Origin of the sequence: Treponema sp. OMZ 803 (assembly GCF_024181165.1) — a bacterium.
Lineage (GTDB): Bacteria > Spirochaetota > Spirochaetia > Treponematales > Treponemataceae > Treponema.
The window spans coordinates 2,461,992-2,481,880 of the sequence record NZ_CP051195.1 but is presented as its reverse complement, the minus strand read 5'-3'; the positions used below and the strand labels follow the sequence as shown (position 1 = coordinate 2,481,880).

At 42.9% G+C, this 19,889-nt stretch carries 17 protein-coding genes; 9 read left to right on the top strand and 8 right to left on the bottom strand.

All coding sequences use genetic code 11. From position 1 onward, the window contains the following. The first annotated feature begins 627 nt into the window (after window positions 1–627). Window positions 628–1,779 (top strand): SAM-dependent methyltransferase, encoded by a 1,152-nt coding sequence (locus ABH09_RS11265; protein WP_253715770.1) that lies wholly within the window; start codon window positions 628–630, stop codon window positions 1,777–1,779. 68 nt (window positions 1,780–1,847) lie between these two features. On the opposite strand, the gene ABH09_RS11260 is transcribed toward ABH09_RS11265, so the two are convergent. From ABH09_RS11260 to ABH09_RS11240, 5 genes are all read right to left on the bottom strand, one after another. Continuing rightward, the gene (locus tag ABH09_RS11260) at window positions 1,848–3,146 is read right to left on the bottom strand and encodes an S-methyl-5-thioribose kinase (protein ID WP_253714502.1); all 1,299 of its coding nucleotides are present in this window, start codon (window positions 3,144–3,146) and stop codon (window positions 1,848–1,850) included. 76 nt (window positions 3,147–3,222) lie between these two features. Then, window positions 3,223–3,960, bottom strand: a complete 738-nt coding sequence (locus ABH09_RS11255; RefSeq protein WP_253714501.1) for a WecB/TagA/CpsF family glycosyltransferase — start codon at window positions 3,958–3,960, stop codon at window positions 3,223–3,225. Further along, the gene (locus ABH09_RS11250; protein WP_253714500.1) at window positions 3,942–4,766 is read right to left on the bottom strand and encodes an RsmE family RNA methyltransferase; all 825 of its coding nucleotides are present in this window, start codon (window positions 4,764–4,766) and stop codon (window positions 3,942–3,944) included. The genes ABH09_RS11255 and ABH09_RS11250 overlap by 19 nt, the downstream gene beginning before the upstream one ends. 17 nt (window positions 4,767–4,783) lie before the next feature. Beyond that, a complete protein-coding gene (locus tag ABH09_RS11245) occupies window positions 4,784–6,277 on the bottom strand; it encodes a S41 family peptidase (protein ID WP_162664389.1) in 1,494 nt (497 codons plus the stop codon). Between the two features lie 54 nt (window positions 6,278–6,331). Further along, on the bottom strand, window positions 6,332–6,823 hold the full coding sequence (locus ABH09_RS11240; protein WP_253714499.1) for a prolyl-tRNA synthetase associated domain-containing protein: 492 nt from the start codon (window positions 6,821–6,823) through the stop codon (window positions 6,332–6,334). Between the two features lie 517 nt (window positions 6,824–7,340). Between ABH09_RS11240 and ABH09_RS11235 the strand changes: the two genes are divergently transcribed. After that, on the top strand, window positions 7,341–8,282 hold the full coding sequence (locus tag ABH09_RS11235) for a hypothetical protein (RefSeq protein ID WP_253714498.1): 942 nt from the start codon (window positions 7,341–7,343) through the stop codon (window positions 8,280–8,282). 54 nt (window positions 8,283–8,336) lie between these two features. Here ABH09_RS11235 and ABH09_RS11230 read toward each other — a convergent pair whose 3' ends face one another. The 3 genes from ABH09_RS11230 to ABH09_RS11220 form a co-directional block, all read right to left on the bottom strand. Further along, window positions 8,337–8,972 carry a HEAT repeat domain-containing protein gene (locus ABH09_RS11230; protein WP_253714497.1) on the bottom strand — a complete coding sequence of 212 codons (636 nt, stop codon included), beginning with the start codon at window positions 8,970–8,972 and terminating at the stop codon, window positions 8,337–8,339. Between the two features lie 71 nt (window positions 8,973–9,043). Next, a complete protein-coding gene (locus ABH09_RS11225; RefSeq protein ID WP_253714496.1) occupies window positions 9,044–9,427 on the bottom strand; it encodes a GrdX family protein in 384 nt (127 codons plus the stop codon). Window positions 9,428–9,440: 13 nt separating this feature from the next. After that, entirely contained in the window at window positions 9,441–11,825 is a 2,385-nt protein-coding gene (locus ABH09_RS11220) for an asparaginase domain-containing protein (protein WP_253714495.1), read from the bottom strand. 184 nt (window positions 11,826–12,009) lie between these two features. On the opposite strand from ABH09_RS11220, the gene ABH09_RS11215 reads away from it, so the two are divergent. The 7 genes from ABH09_RS11215 (at window position 12,010) to ABH09_RS11185 (ending at window position 19,718) form a co-directional block, all read left to right on the top strand. After that, window positions 12,010–13,440, top strand: coding sequence for an MGH1-like glycoside hydrolase domain-containing protein (locus ABH09_RS11215; RefSeq protein WP_162664383.1), 1,431 nt, complete (start codon window positions 12,010–12,012; stop codon window positions 13,438–13,440). A 36-nt stretch (window positions 13,441–13,476) separates the two neighbouring features. Then, the gene (ppk1, locus tag ABH09_RS11210; protein ID WP_253714494.1) at window positions 13,477–15,522 is read left to right on the top strand and encodes a polyphosphate kinase 1; all 2,046 of its coding nucleotides are present in this window, start codon (window positions 13,477–13,479) and stop codon (window positions 15,520–15,522) included. 365 nt (window positions 15,523–15,887) lie between these two features. Next, window positions 15,888–16,478 carry a tetratricopeptide repeat protein gene (locus tag ABH09_RS11205; RefSeq protein WP_162664382.1) on the top strand — a complete coding sequence of 197 codons (591 nt, stop codon included), beginning with the start codon at window positions 15,888–15,890 and terminating at the stop codon, window positions 16,476–16,478. Between the two features lie 190 nt (window positions 16,479–16,668). After that, window positions 16,669–17,490 carry a leucine-rich repeat protein gene (locus ABH09_RS11200; protein ID WP_253714493.1) on the top strand — a complete coding sequence of 274 codons (822 nt, stop codon included), beginning with the start codon at window positions 16,669–16,671 and terminating at the stop codon, window positions 17,488–17,490. 477 nt (window positions 17,491–17,967) lie between these two features. After that, complete coding sequence (locus ABH09_RS11195; RefSeq protein ID WP_253714492.1) at window positions 17,968–18,282, top strand: type II toxin-antitoxin system RelB/DinJ family antitoxin; 315 nt, start codon at window positions 17,968–17,970, stop codon at window positions 18,280–18,282. Between the two features lie 239 nt (window positions 18,283–18,521). Continuing rightward, window positions 18,522–18,806: a hypothetical protein gene (locus ABH09_RS11190; RefSeq protein WP_253714491.1), complete on the top strand. Its 285-nt coding sequence runs from the start codon at window positions 18,522–18,524 to the stop codon at window positions 18,804–18,806. Window positions 18,807–18,974: 168 nt separating this feature from the next. Further along, entirely contained in the window at window positions 18,975–19,718 is a 744-nt protein-coding gene (locus ABH09_RS11185) for a CPBP family intramembrane glutamic endopeptidase (protein ID WP_253714490.1), read from the top strand. The last annotated feature ends 171 nt before the right edge of the window (window positions 19,719–19,889 follow it).

Here is a 19,889-nt window from a genome sequence, read left to right as displayed (position 1 = left end):
TTATATTTTTCTATTAGAGAGCCGCATTCAGTATATATTAATTTATCAAGCTTGATTCCTGTCCATGGCTCGTTCGGAAACTGTACAGTGTAATTATGTAACGTTTTAAGTAATTGACATATAAAATATCTTGAATCAATTCCCTCAATTTTGAAACTAAAACGGTCATTGGATTGAATAGTAAAACTCAGCAACGTTTCACTAATTTTTTTGCATGTTAATCTTTTATAGTATCCTTCCTGATCGATATTCACATATGCACTTTTATGTATTTCTAAATTTTCAACATGCTTAATCCATTGTAAAAAATTCGGAAATGAATCCATTATCGCCGAAAAATTTACTGTTATGGAATAATCATAATAATAGAAATGTAAGTTTGTCCAACCGTGATGAACATGATCAAATTTTGTAAAAAGCTTATAATACAATTGTTTATATCTGTTCATTGCTTATACCTCGGATTCTTATTATACCATACTATTGATTTAATCTCATTTATGCCCTATTGTTTTTGCCGATACAAAAGAAAAGACTATTATGATGATGATTGATTCGTGCGGAGGATTTAATACCCCGACGCTTTGCGTCGTAACAAAGGGTATTAAAGCCGACTGCAACCACCTTATGAGAACAACATACTCCGACGCTTGCGTCGGGGTTGTTGATTTGTGTAAAATTGCCGCTGCCAACCCTTATGGTTCTATTTGTAAGTTAGCCGGTAAGGCATGGATACCGGTAAAAGGTTTTGAATCGCATTTGGATGATGAGCTGGCTTTGCAGGCTCACGGGTTGCCCGAGCGTATGTGGCGCTTTTCTTCCGTTTCCGAGGGTTGTAGTGATTTTAAGTTGAACGATAGTACTGTTCAATCAAGTAAGCTTGTGTACTGTGAAGATATACGGCAGGAAGTATTTTGGAAACAGCTGTGCTGGGAAGAACCGTTTGTGGTGCGGTTCCGTAGTATTGGAGAAGCTGCGGAGCTGTTGCGAGGTATTCAACGAAATTGGGCGCACTATCCGCTTAACTGTTTTAGGCGGGCGGAATTGATTGGTGCAAAGCTGCCGTATATCAGCAAAAAAGAAAAACCGTTTCCTTATACCGTGCCGCTTGCCGGTATGGGGGTGTGGTCGTTGCTAGATGAACATACCTTGCTTGCGTCTGCGAAAACCTCCTCACCGTTTCCGCTCGGCGTTATCCGCTTTACCGAAGACCATCAAAATCCGCCAAGCCGTGCCTACCTTAAACTATGGGAAGCCTTAACTCTGTTAGACTTTTACTATCGGCGTGCTGCAGAGCAAAAGGGAACGGCTGTTCCATCTATAATACCGGTAGACTGGGCATTACCTCAGCGCGGCTCCCATTGTGTGGATGCGGGGGCCTGTCCCGGCGGCTGGACATGGGTGCTGAATAACCTGGGCGCAGAGATAACTGCTATCGATCGGAGCCCACTGGCGGATTTTTTGATGCGTGAACCGCGGATTACCTTTATGCAGCATGATGCGTTTACATTAACTCCCGAGAGTCTCGGTAAACAGGATTGGGTATGTTCCGATGTTATTTGTTATCCGCCTCGCTTACTGGAATGGATTGGACGGTGGCGGTCAAGCGGCCTTTGTTCAAAATTTATCTGTACAATTAAAATGCAGGGGGCGCCCGACTTCGATACGATTCGCCGTTTTGCGGAAATCCCTCATTCAAAAATCGTTCATCTTACTGCAAACAAACACGAACTGACGTGGCTATGTGCACCGTTCATTGGCGGGGTGACCGTTACATAATGGGTAATGGTTGTTGATCTGGGGGTATCGCCGATATCTTCGCAAGTTTAGCGGAAGGCCTTTCTCATTTATATACCGCTGTGTAAAAGCGCTTCCCTAAAGTATGTAATCGTGAGTGCTCCGATGTTCGCTTGCCGCCGCTGCTTAATTAACCTACAGGCTGTCTTTATGATGATGCGTTCCATAGTAATGCGGCGTGTGTCCTGCCCCATCGCATCGAATTCAGCGGTTTTTGTGTCCCCGGCAGCGCGGCGGATTATTTCCGTACCGGCAAAGCCGTAGGCATCGGCAAGTATTTCAGCAAGCCGCCGCCGGATATACCGTTCGTTGTAGAGCGGGTCGCTTAATGGAACTGTTTTACACCGTTCCAACGCCTTTGCGGTAAAAAGCTGCGGGAGTGCTTCTATTGTGGCGGCTATTCGTTCAATAAAATTATCAAAAGCATCGGCGGCGGAGAACTTTTTGCGGGTAAAAGCGGCGTACATCCACGCACAATAAAGATTTGCGATAATATTGCCGAGGTCATATCCGATTGGGCCGTAAAAGGCAAATTCGGGGTCGATAATTTTCATGCACGGCTCGGTACACGGTTCGCTCATTGTATTCCTATCGGGAGTGGCATTCGTATCGATAGGCACGCCGATAGTATTGCCGATAAAAATTGAGCCGGTGTGCAAATCGCCGTGGATAAGCGCCTCTGCTTTATTCATAAAGATTTCCCGTAGCGAAGCAACCTCGACTTTAAGCGCTTCGTCATTGTAAAGCGTTTTTTGAATGAAGTTCTCGTTACCGGGGGTAATACGGTTGCGGTTTTTTCCGTTGCAGTACGGCTCGGAAAAAACAAGCGTTTCGGAAATTGCGCATAGTTCGGGATTGATAAAAGCACTTACCCGCTCCTTCTTTTCTTCCGGAGACAAAAACAAATCGCTTGTTGCGAAAACCGCATCCGCCAAAAAGGATGCCACGTTTTCCGCGAAGTTCGCCGGAAGCGAATGTCCCGCCATCAGCTCTTTCCGTAGATTACCACAATAGGAAATATCTTCCATACAGATAGCGCTCATCGTATTGTCGTAGGCATATATTTGAGGTATGAACTGTGGGGTAAGATCGGCGTAAATGCGGAGCGCTTCCGCCTCTCTTTTGCTGCGAGTAATATCGAGCGGACGTCCCGATGAACGGAGCAGCCGGTCTGCCTGCTTGACAATAATACTTTTTCCGCCTATCCGTGAGCGCACACGGAATACATAGTTGATATTGCCGTCCCCGATTTCTTCCGCATCGAGCGGGTCATCGTGGGAAAATAACCGCAGCTGTTCAACGAGGTAGGTCTTTACTGTTTCCGTATCAAGTAAATAGTGCGTTTTCATAGTGGTATGTATATCCTTAAAATGCACCGGTCGAACAAAATATGGATTTTGTATCAGCAGTCGAAGTTAGACCGTGTTATGTTCTGAACAATCGGTAGAACAGTACGATCAGCAGAAAGAGGAGATAGCGAAACACGTAAAATATTTTAAAAGGATTGCGCAGCAGCTGCGGCAAAAACTCACGCCCTTTTCGAAATGCAGCGTCGGAAATGCGCTTTTTACGTTTTGCAAAAATGTCGATGATATCATTATTGTGGATAAAGATGCTTGCAGGTAATTTGGCTTTATTCCGATAAATCCATCGGACACCGCCGGGAATACCGTTTCCGGCGATCAATAGTGCAGGGTGAGCTTTTACAATTGACAAGATAATATCCGGTTCCATACTCTTGCGGTAAAAACCGTTAAAGCGACCGACAATACCTATGCCAGGAAAGGTTACGTGTACATTGCGTTCGGCATCCAACAGATTCTGCGCCCGTCCTCCCAGGATGTAGAGCGTTTTATAGTGAGAATCGATGATGTTCAAGATTCTGATAATCATATCAAAGGAATCGCGTCTGATCGGTACGGGAAGTTTGAGGAACTGCGCCGCTTTTAATAAACTTCTTGAAAGCGGAAGACAGAGCGCTGCTTGTTCAAGCATTGCGCGGAATTCCGCATCGCGCCGAGCTCTGAGCAAATCCCAAATTGTAATAAACACGATATGCTGAGGTTCTCCTTTATCCACCATATCCATTATGGTTTGTTCAATATCTTCGTCGGGAAGAATGTCGATGGGGATTGCTAAGAGTTTTATACGGGTAATTGCCATTGGTCAGCCTCGTTTATAATAATTTGTGCCGCTGCAATTGCATACAGTGCGGCAGTTTCTGCACGTAATACGTTCGTTTTAAAATGAATGGTTTGGAATTCCGCGTTGCGAAGTACTGCTGCTTCCGTGGGGCTTATGCCTCCCTCTGCTCCGATTGCGAGCACAATATGGGAAGGTTTTTCTGCAAGCAGTTGGTGAAATCCGACGGACGCGCCGGCGGCTTCGCTGCACTGAGCAAACACGGTAGTAGCAGCCGGTACAAGTGTTTTTAGGGTATTGAGCGCTTCGGCAAGCGGAGCCGGTTCCATAACGATGGTATCGATCGGAGAGCCCGATTGCTGCCGCGATTCTTTGATAATGCGCCTGAACCGTTCCAGCTGTGCAGGGTTTTGTTTTTTTGCAACGGAAAACTCTCCAATAACCGGTAAAACAGCGCGCACGCCTGCCTCCGTGGCCTGCCTGATAATGGTGTCGGTTTTAGAGCCTTTGAGCACCCATTGCAGCAAAATAAGGTCGGCAGCAGGTGCGGCATACGCAGGCAAACTGTTTGCGGCTTCGTTGGTTGCACCCGCAGCAGCCGTCCCGCACACACTGAGAGGCGTTGTCCGCCGCTTTAACCGCAGTGTTTTCTTTACAGTATTTATCGAATCGATGACCATATCGGCGGCACCGCTTTGCGGCAGCTGCGCATGCAGGACATCACCCTCCCGCATACGCCGTACTTTTATCAAGTATATAAAGGCCTTGCCGCTCAAGGTGAGCATGCCGTTACCATCCGGCTCTTGCTCGATAATAAATTGCTTCATTACTTCGTAATACCGATTTATGAAGCCTTCTTCAACTTAGCTGCGGCTTTTTCTTGAGCTGCTTCTTCCTGCATTTGACGCACGGTTTTACTGTTTCGCAACAACTGCGGCAGGGTTCCGCTTTTAAGAATTTTGACAGCTTCCTGCAGCGGTGCGTCATAGTCAATATCAGCTGCCGGAGCAGTATGCGTTCTATTGTATTCCTGCCGAATCAAGATGCGGAGCAACTCTTTGTTCAATGAATATTCTTTTGCGAGCGATTCCGCATATCGGGTAATTTGTGCCGCGGTTAAATCCTTGTTCTTCTTGACAAAATTGGAAAGTTTTTCATCTTTGAACAGTTTTTCCAGCTGTTTTTCGTCATCTGCCGATAACGGCGGAAATAGCTGTGCCTCTTTGTCCGGTTTGATGCCGGTTTTGTCGATATTTGCGTCACTCGGTGTATAATAGCGTGAAGTCGTCATCTTAAAGGAATCTTTTTGTGTCAAATCAAAGATCTGCTGTACGGAACCTTTTCCGTAGCTGGTTTCCCCGATGAGGTATGCCCGTTTATAATCTTTTAATGCCCCCGCCAATATCTCCGAGGCACTTGCCGAACCTTTATTGATAAGCACAACAAGCGGCACATCCGCAAACACCGCATCGATCGCAGCGTTTTTGTTAAACTCAAGGTTATTCTGCGGGATACGCGATTTTGTAGAAACGATCAATCCTTCTTTAATAAAAAGGCTCGCCGTATCGACTGCTGCAGTGATAAGTCCCCCCGGATTATTTCGGAGATCGAGTACTAATTTGGTTGCTCCTTCCGCTTGTAGGCTTTCCATTGCTTCCCGTATGCGCCGGCTGCTGTTGGGGTTAAATTCTATCAGGCGGATATAGCCGATATCCTTATCGAGCTTCATGTATTTAATGGTCGGCACTTCAATCCGTGCCCGTACCAGCTTAACCGGAAACTCCATATTCTTTCCGCGCCGGACGGTTACGGTAACGGATGTACCGATTTTGCCGCGGAGCTTTGCCACTACATCCGCCTGTGTCATCTCGATAGTGGATTCTCCTTCGATTTCGGTAACGAGGTCATCTGCCTGAATACCGGCTTTCCATGCAGGGGTTCCTTCGAGGGCAGATGCAACTTCAATATAGGATGGACGTTCAGCTGTTGAAGCAGTAGGCTTGGTAAAGGTAATACCTATTCCGCCGAAGTAGCCGGTTGTGGTATCCTGTAATCCTACGCCGGTTAAGCTGCCGTTGTCGATATACATGGTATACGGATCCTTGAGCGCATTGAGCATTCCTTCCGCGGCGCCCTGAAAGAGTACCTCCGGATTTACCTCATCGACATAATAGCGTTGAAGTGCCTCATTTAAGTATTGCAGGTATTGCATATACGGTATCGTACTTTGCGTCCGATCCTGTTGAGATTGAGCAAAGATAGACGGCGCATACGATACGGTAGAAATGAGAATAACGGAAAATAAGCAGGTAATAATCCAAATTTTTCGAGGTTTCATAGAAAATATTTTCTATTATATTCGAAAATTGTCAAGCCTTTTATTGGCCGGTTTTTATGTATTGATGATAAAATACTCATGTCCGGTATTTTTGATAAAACGCTGCAGGTCGCTGGAATCGATAAAAACCGTTGCTGTATTTTCATTCGGATGAAAGGTTAGAATGCGATATTCGTCGAGCATTGCTTTATCGAAGTATACGGTTACGTCATGCGCGGTGTTGTTTAATAAACCGAACGGTGACACCACTCCAGCTGCAAGGCCGAGTTTTTCCGCTAACAATTCTGCTGACGCAAACTTAAATTCTTTTTCTTCAAGCATTTCCGCACATTTTTTCATATCAAGCCGTTTTACCTCATCCATAATGAGTAGAATACACCGTTTTTTATTTCTGTTCCGCAAAAAGAGCGTTTTTGTCCGGCATCCTTCTTTGCCTTCGATGTATTTATCGGCTTCTTCTGTAGTTAATGCCGGCGGGTGTTCAACTACTTCATAGCTGATACCCATATCTTGCAATGCTTTGTAAACATTTTCAGCTGGTGTCATAAAAATCTCCTTCTGTGCTGATAAGGTTCTTTAAATACTATAGCATAAATGACATAAAGCACAACACATCGATGTTTTCGGAATATATAAGGCAACCTCACTTATTCTGCGGGGCTGATAAAGAATACCTGATGCGTTTACCCTGTGATCGCGCTCAGGGCAACCGCATCAAAAATATTTTTAGCGGTTGTCTTCCTTCTGTGCGAAATTTTGTTCAAAATTTCGCATATTTTTCCGGCAAATGGGTAAACGCATCAGGCAGAGTAGATAAAAATCGCAGAAAAATTGAAACTGTGAGACCATTTGAACCGCAAAGAGGTTCAACTCTGGTCGAATAGTATCAATTTTTCCGCGGGGATATTAAAAAAACGGCCTGATGCGTTTACCCTGTGATCGCGTTGTCGAGGTCTTGCATAAAAAGCAGCATCCGTGTAGGCTTGATAGTGTGCCGTTTTTATGCAACGTTGTTTTTATATTACGTTGTCGTGAAAAAAACGAGCAGTCTAAGGAGTGTTTTATGAAGAAACTGATTGCATCGGTGATTGGTGCCCTGCTGATTCTCAGTACGCTTTCTGCACAGGAAGAAGGGGCAGAGGAAAAGTCAAAGGTAAAATATTCGACAAATATCAATCTGGCTATTACCTATCCTTGGGCCGGCAAGCTGAATGTGACAGAAGTTATTAAAGTTCCGGTTTTGAACTTTGATAATCCGTTTATGCGTGGTAATAATATTAAATTTAAACTAGGGGCGGAACTTACGCCGGTTACCGTCGAAGGAAAGTTTGATGTGGTCTGGACTCCGCTCGCCTTTTTGGAAGTATATGGAGGTGCCAGTATTGGATCCGGGTGGACACTTGCAGGATGGCACGGCCTTGCCTTAAATCAGGATGTTTCCGGCACAACGAACAAAGTTCCTATTAACTTTAAAAACGCATTTTACACTGCTAATTTAGGCGCCGCTTTGCAATTTGATTTGGGGGCAATTATTCCGAATGATTGGACTCATATAATCGCGAGGGTTGATCAGTACTTTTTATACCGAGGTGTTACAGGCGTAGGCTCGCTTACATCATGGGTGTTTCAGAATGACGACGGCGAAAACAGAAACGGCTTGACCTATTGTGCTTCATACGTGCTTGGCTATCAAATGCCCCTACCGATGAATATGATTGCCTTTAGACTGGAAACGGAGAAAACTTTTTTTAAAGTTCCTACCGGTGCCGATAAAAGTACATGGGGCGAAGATCGTTATAATGTCGTATTCGGACCAATCATCAGCTTTAAACCGATCGATCAGCTGACGATCATGTTGATTGCACAATGGAAGACCGCTCATAACTATACAGTCGGTGATTTAAAAACATTTTATCAAAAACGTACAATCGATAAAAGTAAGCTGGACAAGATAGTCTTTAAGCGTGTGGGGATTATCTTCGATGTGAATCTCCCCAACAACTAATAGGCATCTCTAAAAACTTGGCTAGATTTTTTTAACAATGCCCTTATGAATGCTTTACACCGTCGGTGTCCTGCGCAAAAATGTTTCGATTGTGCGTATGGCTTCGACGGCACGAGCTTGCGTTTTCGGGGAAGGATCGCGTAGCTTGTCCTTTAACAACACCAATGAACGTTCAACCATTTCCGGTTCGTATTTCCCGATGATGCGGAATATGTCCGGGGCATGCTCACGTACACCCTCCTTGTCGGGATCGTCCAGCATACGTTCAAATAAGCCGATGTATGGTTTAAAGACGGACGCTTTGGCGTTGGCAATACTTTGACACGCATCCAGCATTGCTGCCCGTACTTTGGGTACTGAATCGCAATGTAATTGAATAATTTTATCCAGCCGATTTTTTACCACATTGATATCCGCCCTGCCTATGCGGCCGAGCGCTAAAACAGCTTGTTCCCGAATTTCCCAGTTACTGTCTTTTAATGCAGCAAAGGCACCGTCTATGAGGTGCATAATTTTCTCCGGTCTGTTATTTCCGATGTGACCGATAGTGGTATATGCCTGCGCAATTACTTTCTCGTTGTTGCTTTTAACGCTTTGGGTAACGAATGCAATATCATCACCGGTTAACGTTGCGGGATTTGTTTGTGCCGTATAGGTAATACCTTGTAAGCGTTCAATAATTTTATTCATCTTTTCTTCCTCTGGATATTGATACGTGTGCGATAAAGATTTATATGTGTATCATATTTACGTACAAGATACTATAGGGCACTTCTAAATAAAGAAAGGTCAAGGGCTTGGAAGTCTTCCAGCACTTTTTCCGAATAATTCGGCGGATTAGTGCGTTTCACCCGTTCCATGGCTTGCTCCCACAGCTGCAAGGAACGGGTATCCAGCTCCGTCCCTTTCGTTAACACCATACTGCGGTACGGCTGCTTGTGCAGTTGGATGTTCCCGTACATTGCATGGTTTTGCAGCTTCCAGTTTCGATGGATATAGTCGCGTACCTGTGTGTACAGTTCATCCCGCGACGCGCAGAATATCAGTTCAATAGCTGCGGTTTCAGGGTTGTTCTTCCATTCTTTACGTTGATGTTCGATATATTCGGCGGTTTTAGGGTTGTTGGTAATAATCAGTTGCTTCACGTAGTTTTCCTTTTTATTTTTCATTTAAGAGCGCGGCCGTTTCCATAATACGATCAAGCTCCTCCTGACTGTCGCATACGAGAGATGCTGCATAGTACAGTGCAATGGCTGTTTCAGTTGTGAGCATTCCCATCGGTACGGCGCCTTCTTTCCATAAGTCCCGCGCGCTGGCATAGTTGGAGAAGTCGATAGCTTCTTCCTGTTGAGAAGTACAGTAAAACCTACATTGCTGTTTTTTTCCGCGTTTCAGAAACTCTTTTAAAGAATATGAGCTGTCTTTCATATTGGCCGTACCGTTTTCGTACAGCTCTAAAAAGAACGTGCGTATATCTTTTTGTAATGAAATAAGACGCTCGCTCCGAATACCGGGATAGGTTTTTATCAAAAACATATTGTCGGCAGCTTCGCTCAAGAGGCTTTCAAAAACGAGACTGTCGCTTTCCTCATAATCCGAAAGCAGCCCTTCTCCCCAAAAGAGCGGCGTTTGCATATTCCAGTTTACAAAGCCGATATCGCCGGAATCGACGAACTTGAGATTGAGCGGTGAAAGCACCTTACCGTTAAAAGAAACATAGACGCCGTTTTCTTTTTCCCATGCGAGCTTGATTGCCGCGTTAAAGTTGCGCCGCGCTTCTTCAGATTCCGAAGGAGCGGTACCGGATGCAGTCAATACGATGGAGACCGGCGTATCAGCAAAAAGCCAGTATATCAGCGGCGCAGTATAAACGAGGGTATCGGTTCCGTGCGTTATCACAATACCGTTGGCCGTCCCCGAAGCGATTTTTTCGCAGATTGCGTGGATAAGCCGCGCCCAATCCGCAGGCTCCAGCTCTTCGCTGAAAAGCCCGTCGGAAATACTCGGCTCAATGCGGATATGCCGTTTGGCAATATCGGTATCCAATAGCTCGGACAGAATTTTGGTACTTCCCGCTTTCACCTGTCCGTTTTGTATGGTAGCCGAAATTGCGCCGCCCATCGAAAGCACATAGATAATGCGGATATTCAATTCTTCTTTAATGAGTTGCTTTACCAACTGCTGGTCGGCAAATCCTTTTGTCCGCTTCATCACCTGCCCGCACAAGATTTCGAGGTATTTCATCGAACCGGTTTTGAGCAGTTCCGCCTCTTTCGGATGTTTGGCAATCAGTTCTTGAACGAGTGTCCGCAGTGTTGTTTCGTCGGATATTTTTATCCATTCATCTTGAGCAAGCAAGGCTGCGGGATCAGCGCCGTCGATGATAATCTTTTGCAGCAGGGTGCGGGCAATCGGATGGTTAATTGTTCCTTCCTGCGCAAGCCGCAAAATACGGGCAACGTATTCAGGCTGCAAAACAAAGGCGTCGATTGTTTTACCGGCGCGCTTTAGCAGTGGAAGGATATCTTCCAGAATCCCGTTTGCGGCGATTTTCGGCTCAATTCCGAATTGCAGCACCGCTTCAAAAAAATCCGCAAGCCGCGCCTCGGTACACAGCGCCCGTACAATCGGGATGGACAGACCGAAGGATTGAATATAGCGCAGCTTTCGCGATTGTTGATTTTCCGGAGCAGTTTGCAATACTTCTTGCAACAGCGTATCCGGCGCGGTGTAGAAGTGCAGCTCTTTTGCCGGTCTCGTTTTAACGTAATCGATAAAATCTCGCGTTTTATACGGTTCGGTACGCTCCATGCGGGCATTCCACAACCGGCTTTCCGAAATCGGCTCCTTCCCCTGTTTGAGCATATCTTCCTGCCGCCGTAAATCTTCGTTTACCGCCTTCCGTACAAAGTTAAAAGAGTTAAGGTTCCGCAGTTTTACATAATGCTGCGGTGGATTGGGAAATTCGGTAGAAGCAACATAGGCATTGCAGCGGATTTTATGACTACTGTCGGAATCGGTGAGGAGTCCGATGTACCGCAGCCGGTTATTCAGTTCGGTTAAAAACATCTCCGCTTCTTCGCCCAGTTCAAGATTGTTACCGGTGCGTATTCTGATGCTCGGCATTCCCGCGGAGCTGTAATCCATAAAAGCCTTGCCGTCGGCGTGCATAAGGCGCCCCGCATCTTCTTCGATGCGTATTTCTAAAATATCAATCTGCTTTTTGTGTTTGTGAAATTCGATATCGAGCACGCCTTTTTCCGCAATTTTTACCGAAGCGCCGCAGAGCTGATATTCGGGCGGAAGGGCGGGCATACCCGAAGGGTATTCATATTGAGCTTTTGGGATAAGCGTACAGCCGAGGCTTTGAGCGAGCCGGTACGCATCGCGGGCAATATGTTCTGTTAAAAGCAGCGGATATCCCGGTGTGCGTGTACAAATAGGACAACTTCCGGCTGCGGAGCCTGCTTTGCAGGAACAAAACGCTTTCTCATCCGATAACATTAAAACACGGATTTCAAGAAAAACAAACGATTGGTACAAGCGTTCCTCCTGCAACACAGCAATGATATCAGCGCATCTCTAAAAAAATCAATAGGTTTTAGAGATTCTTATTAGAATATACAAAAAACAGAAAAAATTATACAACTATGCGTAAAAATATGATATACTATATACGCGAAAGATTCGCTGAATTATTTTATCGGCGGATTGTTGAGGAGCAAAGGTGAACAAACGCGATTTTCCAAAAGTTCATTTTTATGATCAGGATTTTGTTGATATTTATGATAGAACGTGGTCGTTTATTCAGGATTTTTTATTCAATATAAAGACCGAAAAAGGAACAACTGAAAGTTTCTTTCTGTATCCCGATAACAACGGATGGTTTTTAAATCAGTATGAAACTATCTTTTCATCGTTCTTTTTTGTCTATTCAAACCGAAACTATAGTGCAAATCAGGGATTGGATTTTTTCTATGCACATCAGGAAGAATCGGGGGCGATTCGGTCTCAGTATAATGTCGAAACCGGTGAGCCGGTGTTTTCAAGCGATAATCCCGAAGGTGTCGGTATGCCGCTTTTTGCATGGGCGGAATATAATATGTTTCACAAGACGGCGAATAAAAAACGGGTAAAAGATGTCATGCCGGTACTAACCCGCTATATGAAGTGGCTGGATACTTCGTTTAAACAACCGAACGGATTGTATACCGTCCCGCTCGCAGCCGTAGAAATGTACAATACACCGCGCAAGAAAGCTGCCTATCTGGTAGACTTTAATGCGGCGGTCGCGGTTAACGCGCTGTATATGTCGGTGCTGGGAGACATTCTTAACGACAAGGAATTGAGTTTTCAGTATAAGCGGGTTTATTTTACGCTGAAAACCCGTATCAATGCCCTTATGTGGAATGCCGAAACGGGTTTTTATCACGATATCGATGCGGATGAACAAAAATTGCCGCAAAAGACAATCGCCGGTTTTTGGCCGCTGCTTGCCGAAATCCCCAATGAGGACAAGGCCGAACAGCTTTCCGCACACTTGCTCAATCCCGAAACCTTCGGTTCCGACCATCCTATTCCCAGTTTGTCGCTTGATGACTCTGCGTATAATGAACGCGGTATGGGGGCGTTGGGTAGTGTATTCCCGCATTTGAACTTTATTGTGATTAAGGGCTTGGAAAAATATGAGCGGTGGGAACTTGCGCGGGAATGCGCTATCCGCCATATCTACTATGTGCTTGACGGCCTTGCTCCCGACGGCAACAGCAAAAAAGGCGCGTTGTGGGAAGCGTATTTGCCGCAAAAAGAAGGCCCCGCGCAATGGCCTGACCATGAAAATTTCCCGCGCAAGCAATATCTTTTTTCGGCAGCGCTCTCGACCATCACATTGATGATTGAAAATGTGATCGGGCTTTCCATCAGTTTCCCGCGAAAAACCGTCGATTGGATTATCCCGAATCTTGAGGTAATGGGAATCGAAAACTTGAGCCTGAAACGAAACCTCGTTACCATCCTGTCGTCAAAAACGCAGCGAGGCTGGGAAATCCACATGGAAAGCGAGAAGCTCTATTACTTTACTATCAATATCCTCGGACAAAAAAAGAAAACGCTGCCGATACCCTCCGGTAAGTGTTCGATGCTCATCGATAAACTGTAAGCGGAGCTGCCTGTAAAGTTTCGCGAGACCTTCACTATGATGGACTATCTTAATAGGGAACTTTCATGGATCGATTTTAACGAGCGGGTATTGGCGGAAGCGTGCTCCTCCTCGGTACCGCTTTTAGAGCGGCTCAAATTCATCGGTATTGTATCTTCAAATTTTGATGAGTTTTTTATGGTGCGGGTTGCCGGCTTGCAGGAATTTTATAAAAGCGGGCATCCACCCGCCGATGCTGACGATTGGCCGGTAGAAACGCTGTTAGAAGCCATCGTACAAAAAACGCGCGTCTTGTTTGACATTCAAGAAGCGGTATTAAATACCGAAATTCTGCCTCAGCTAAAAGCGCATGGATTTACCTATTGCAAACCGGAAGAATGTTCCGAAGCGGAGCGGCGTTTTTTGAAAGATTATTTTTACCGGCACCTCTACCCGATTATTACCCCGCAAGTTTCCGAAAATGAACAGGCACTTGCAGACAGTGTTGCCAATGTGCGGCTGCACGTCGGGTTTTTGCTTTCGGATGATGCAGGCGGACAAGACCGGCTCGCGATTGTACCGGTGCCGTCGGCTCCGCGCTTTGTCTTTTTGCAATCGGACCCTGCAAAAAAGGTTCGGTTCGTACTGATCGACGAGCTGATTCGGTATTTCGGCGGAGCGTTTTTCCCCGGCTGCCGGATTACCGGAACGGGAATCTTTAAGATTAACCGCTCCGCCAGTATGACGGTTGACGATTCCTCCGATGACGGTTTTATCGAGGCCTTGGAAGAAGTTCTTATCAGGCGCCGATACTCGTTTGTCGTGCGGATGACGAGTACTCATGAATCCCCCGCATTGGTACGGCGGATGAGCGAGCTGTTTCAGCTGGGCGAAAAAGATGTCTATTTAAGCGAGGCTCCCATAGGGCTTTCCTCCTTTGCAAAAATCACGGAAATAGACGGGTTTAAACGGCTGAGGAATGAAAAATGGAAGCACTTTGCACATCCTGCCTTCCCCTCTAACGGCACGCTGTGGGATAGCATCAAAGCACGCGATATTCTACTGCACGTTCCGTATCAGTCATATAAACCGGTTATCAGGCTTTTGTCTGACGCTGCGGAAGACCCTGCCGTAACGTCCATCCGTATGACCTTGTACCGTACCAGTAAAAGCTCGCCTGTTGTGCGTGCGTTGGTGGAGGCGGCAAAGCGGGGAAAACAGGTTACGGTATTTGTGGAATTAAAAGCGCGCTTTGATGAGGAGCGAAATCTCGGCTGGGTAAAGCGGCTGCAAAAGCACGGCGTGCGGGTGGTGTACGATCTGCCGCATTTGAAGGTTCATGCAAAGCTTTTGTTGATTATGCGGCGCGAGGCGCACGGTGAGCAGGGTTATGTGCACCTGTCTACCGGCAACTACAACGATACCACCGCACGGCTCTATGCAGACATATCATTGTTTACCGTCAATCCACGGATGATTGCCGACGCGCACATTATTTTTTCGCGTCTGTGCGGTAAATATACGCAAGAGGCTCCCCGCTATATCATTACCGCGCCTGACGCACTCAAGCGTACCCTGCTGGGATATATCGATCGGGAAATCGACTTTGCACGACAGCATAAGCCCGCCCGCATTATCGCAAAGATGAACAGCCTCTCTCACCCCGAACTGATTGCCGCCATATACAAGGCGTCGCAGGCGGGCGTCCGTATCGATTTAAACGTGCGGGGTATCTGTATGCTCATTCCCGGGCAGCGTGGCATCAGCGATAATATCCGCGTGGTCAGTATTATCGACCGCTATTTGGAGCACAGCCGGATATTCTATTTTGAAAACGGCGGTAATCCTGAATGGCACCTTTCCAGCGCTGACTGGATGCCCCGCAATCTTGAACGGCGGGTAGAGCTGTTGTTTCCTGTTTTGGATAAGCAGAATCAGAAGCTTCTGGATTATTTTTTTAGCGTGTACTTTGCGGATAACGTAAAGGCCTTTGAAATGCAACCGGACGGCAGCTGGCACCGCAAAACTTTGCCGCAAGGACAGCCGCCGATTCGGGCTCAAGAAGCCTTGCATCGGTTTTTTGAGAGTCAAACTGCCGATTGAACTATTTTAGAGAGCTTTTTGGAACGCAGTGAACTGATAGAGATCATTTTAAATTAAAAGAAATCATAGAAATTTGGGGAATCGGGAAACGAGATCGTATGGAAGTATATAAAAATGTAGACGACAGAAAAAATGGATAAAATTTTTCCTAGTTCCTATAGATAGGATGTGATTTTGCTTTAGCTTGTTTAGTGAGGATAGACCTAAGCTGCCTGTTGTTGCTGCATTCCAGTGAGTATTCATAGTAGAAAGGTGTAGCTGCTGCGATGGGTGTCAGTTTAGATTGAAAGCGTGAAATTTCCATGATATTATGAGGAAGGGGCTAAAGGGTGTTAGGTTGACGCCTACGGCGCGGAGGATAAAAAATGAATAGGACGCTCTGTTTAAAAATACTTTACGGTGTAATACTTATATCACTTGCTACCATTGTTTATTGGAGTATATCAAATACTAACAAGGATTATCGCCTTGTTACTTCGCTTTTTATTGGTTTACTTTTGCTTATACCTGGAAGAATAAGTCAATACTTTTATCAAGATTTCTACACCGGTAGAAAGTATATGAATAAAAATGATTTAGATAAAGCATTATATCACTTTTTACAATTTGAGCGTTGTATTGAGGAAAAACCATGGAAAAAAACGATTCTCTGGATGACATGGTCTGTTTATACGATAGATATTTTAGCCATGGTTAAACACAATATTAGTTGTATTTATATAAATAAAAAACAATATGAAGAAGCAGAAAAATATATTAAAGAGGCTTTAAATATTGATAATAAATATCCGCTTCCATATTTAAACCGTTCTATTATTAACATGGCTAATGGTAAAAAAGAAGAATGCATAAATAATATTGAAAAGAGTATAAAACTGGGAATGAATAATAGTAAAGTAGATAAGATTATAAAAAATATGCAGTCTGTGTATGCTAATATTCAATCTATTGAGTAAGTTCTAATTATAATTAAGCTGTTTGGAAACGAGAACAAACCTAACACCCGCTTCAACCTGCCATTGCCTTTACGGCAATGCAGGTTAAGCAGCCGTTAGGTTGACCTACCTAAAGGCAGGCGGAGACAGAACTAATCTATAACATTTATTTCGACCAAAAAATAAATTTATAAAATCATAGGAGGATTTTATGAGGAAAATTTTGGTTTCAGTATCTTTAATAGTAGTTACTGCTTTTTCAGTTTTTGCAGCAAACTCTGCAAGCGATTTTAGTTATAAACTTTCCGATGATGTTGAATCCATTATCATAACTGGGTTTAAAAATAATCAAAAAGTATATGATATTCCTCCAACAATAGAGGATATACCTGTCATTGCAGTCAAATCTGAATTTTTAGGTTTTCAAGGTATTAGCGAAATTTTGATAAAAATACCTGAAGGTGTAAAGGAATTTTCTTTAACTCAGATCTATTCAAGAGGAATTCCCTCAAGTCATATTACTATAAACAAACTTCCATCTACTATTGAGAAATGTAAGATACTTGCTCAGAAAAATCGAAAATCTCCTGCAAATCTTTATATTACATTAAAAGGCTCTTTGAAAGAATTAAATAATTTGACAGAAATTAGAACAGAATATGTTAATTTTGAAGAAAAGAGCATTATCATTCGCTCAAATTGGGCTAAGAATGAAGGTTATTTAGGAGCACCAGAAAACTACAAGTTTGAAAACTCAACAATAAAAGAGGCTATTTTTGAAGAAGGGTGTGAAATAATCGGAGGTTTTGGTTGGTGTCCGGATCTCAAAAAAATAACACTACCAACATCTGCAAAAAAATTAGCAGGCGATGGCTTCTGTTTTTGCAAACAACTTTCAGAAGTCGTAATTCCAGAAAGCTTGGAACGAATAGACTTCGGACATAGTAGTCAACAGTTTGACGGTACTTCCATTCCGCTGAAATTACAAGTTCGGTTAAAGAAACTTGGATATTCGGGGTCTTTTGGTAACTAAATTTAGGTATTATTTTTGTGCTCTATGGTGTTTATACATAGAGCACAAACGGTTAAGGAAAAAATTATAATGCTGATAAAAGGTAATAGCATAGTAAGAAGTGTTTCTGGAATTTCAAAAAACAAGGAGCAGAAATTTATAGCTTTCTTCAAGGTGCTGTATATTGTTGGTGCAAAAATTTTAATGATAAAGAATTTGCATTAAGAGATTTAATGGGAGGCGAGAATTTCGAATGGATCGGCACTCCATTGTATACTCTGTGGGAAAAGCATAAGAAATTAAAGGCTGACAATCCGGTAAAATCAGCTGGAATTGATGCAGGTTAGATTTAAAGAAAGTAATTCTTAATGACAAGCGAAAATTTGAACTAAGAGAAAGCGGCAAATAAATATAGGTAGATTAAATAAGTATGCTTGCTTAAAACGCTTATTCGTATTACAATGTCATTACATTGAACTTCAGAAAAGGATGCTTCGTATGGCAAATTCTTTGGTCCAGGTAAGGGTTGATGACAAATTAAAAGATGAGGTTACCGCCATCTATGACCAACTTGGATTAGATTTATCGACAGCAGTGAGAATCTTTTTCAAACGAAGTGTTGCGGAGAAAGGCATTCCTTTTGCAATGAAAATTGATTATAACAATAAAAAAGATATTATTCGAAAACGGATTCCGTTAAACATTCTTAATGCAATGAATACACTAGCTGAAAGTGCAGAAGAGAATGGAGTCGCAAATTTGAATCTTGAAGAGATTAATGCTGAAATTTCTGCTGCACGAAAAGGGATATAGGATGCCGATATATGCTGTAATCGATACAAATGTTCTCGTGTCAGCTTTTCTAAAAGAGACTTCAGTTCCTCGTTTCTATTTGTTAATGGGAGGAAACAGGAATTCGTAATATGAGATTTTTAAATGCAATACTGGGAAATGTAATGTCAAAGTCAATAATATGCAAATATTTCGGGAGGTTTCCGTCTGACTTTATATAAATTACAAAGAAATATAGTAGTTGAATCTAGGAGGATTATATGTCTGATACAATGATAAATACATCAAAAAAACGATCTTATCAAGTTCCATATGAAGTTTTGGAAAAAAGGCTTGAATCCATTCCTGTTGAATTTCTTTCAGATGTTTCTGATTTTTTTGATTTACTGGATTATAAAATAAATGTCATAAAATCTCAGAAGAAAGATAAACTATCACCTGAAGCAGGAATGGATTTATTAAAACAGATTACAGGCTGTGTTTCTTCAGATATAACTATTGAAGATGCCAAATCGGAGTATTTTTCTGAAAAATATGGATCGTAAAAATCTAAAATGAAATAAAACCTAACACCCGCTTCAACCTGCCATTGCCTTTACGGCAATGCAGGTTAAGCGGCAGTTAGGTTGACCTACCTAAAGGCAGGCGGGAACAGAACCAATCTATAACATTTATTTTAACGATAACGAAGAAATAAGTTTAGAGGAAGTAAAATGAATAAAAAAGTAGTATTTTTTAATTTGATGAACTTACTAATAACCTTTCTTCTTGCTATGATATCCGGAGGTGTTACACAAAATATCAGAGGTAATGAATTACTATTAGGCTCTGTTACAATGGTTGCAGTACAATTATCTCCATTGATAACAACTTTAATTTTTAGAAAAAAATATAATGAAAGGAAATTTTATGCTTATAAATTAAATAGATACTCAGTAATAGCTATTATATTTCCAATAACACTGGTTTTACTATCTTCATTTATACTTGATTTAATGGGAATGCCGTATGTTAAGTCAGAATACACGGGATATTTATTACTAATTGGTGTTATAGTTACTATTGTCGGATCTATTAGTGAGGAAATTGGTTGGAGGGGAACTTTATTACAGATTTTTGAAAATAAATATACTTCGTTTACCAGTTCACTATTTGTTGGAATACTTTGGGGTGCATGGCATTTCTTCAAAATAATGAACGTCGGATTCGTAGGATACCTATTATTTATCCCTACGGTTATTATGCTTAGTATTTTTATCACATATTTTTATAAGAAATCAAAAAACAATATTTTAAATGCAATTTTTTATCATACTTTTTTTAATTTATCAAATATGATTCTTTTATTTAAAAGAGAATCAATACAATTATATTTAACTATATTAGGCGCATCTGCATTGTTACTCATATTATTGTTTATGTATGATAGAGAGTATTTTAAATTAAAAAAAGCATAGAAATCGAGAGGATCGGGAACAGGGATAATATGGGAGTTCCTTATCTTGTAGCAGTTTAGATTGCAGACGAGTCATTTTTATGGTATTATAAGGAAAGGTCGAAAAGGACAAACATTGGTTGTGCTTTTATAATTTATTTATTCAGTTTCAATATTATAAAATTTTAAAAAG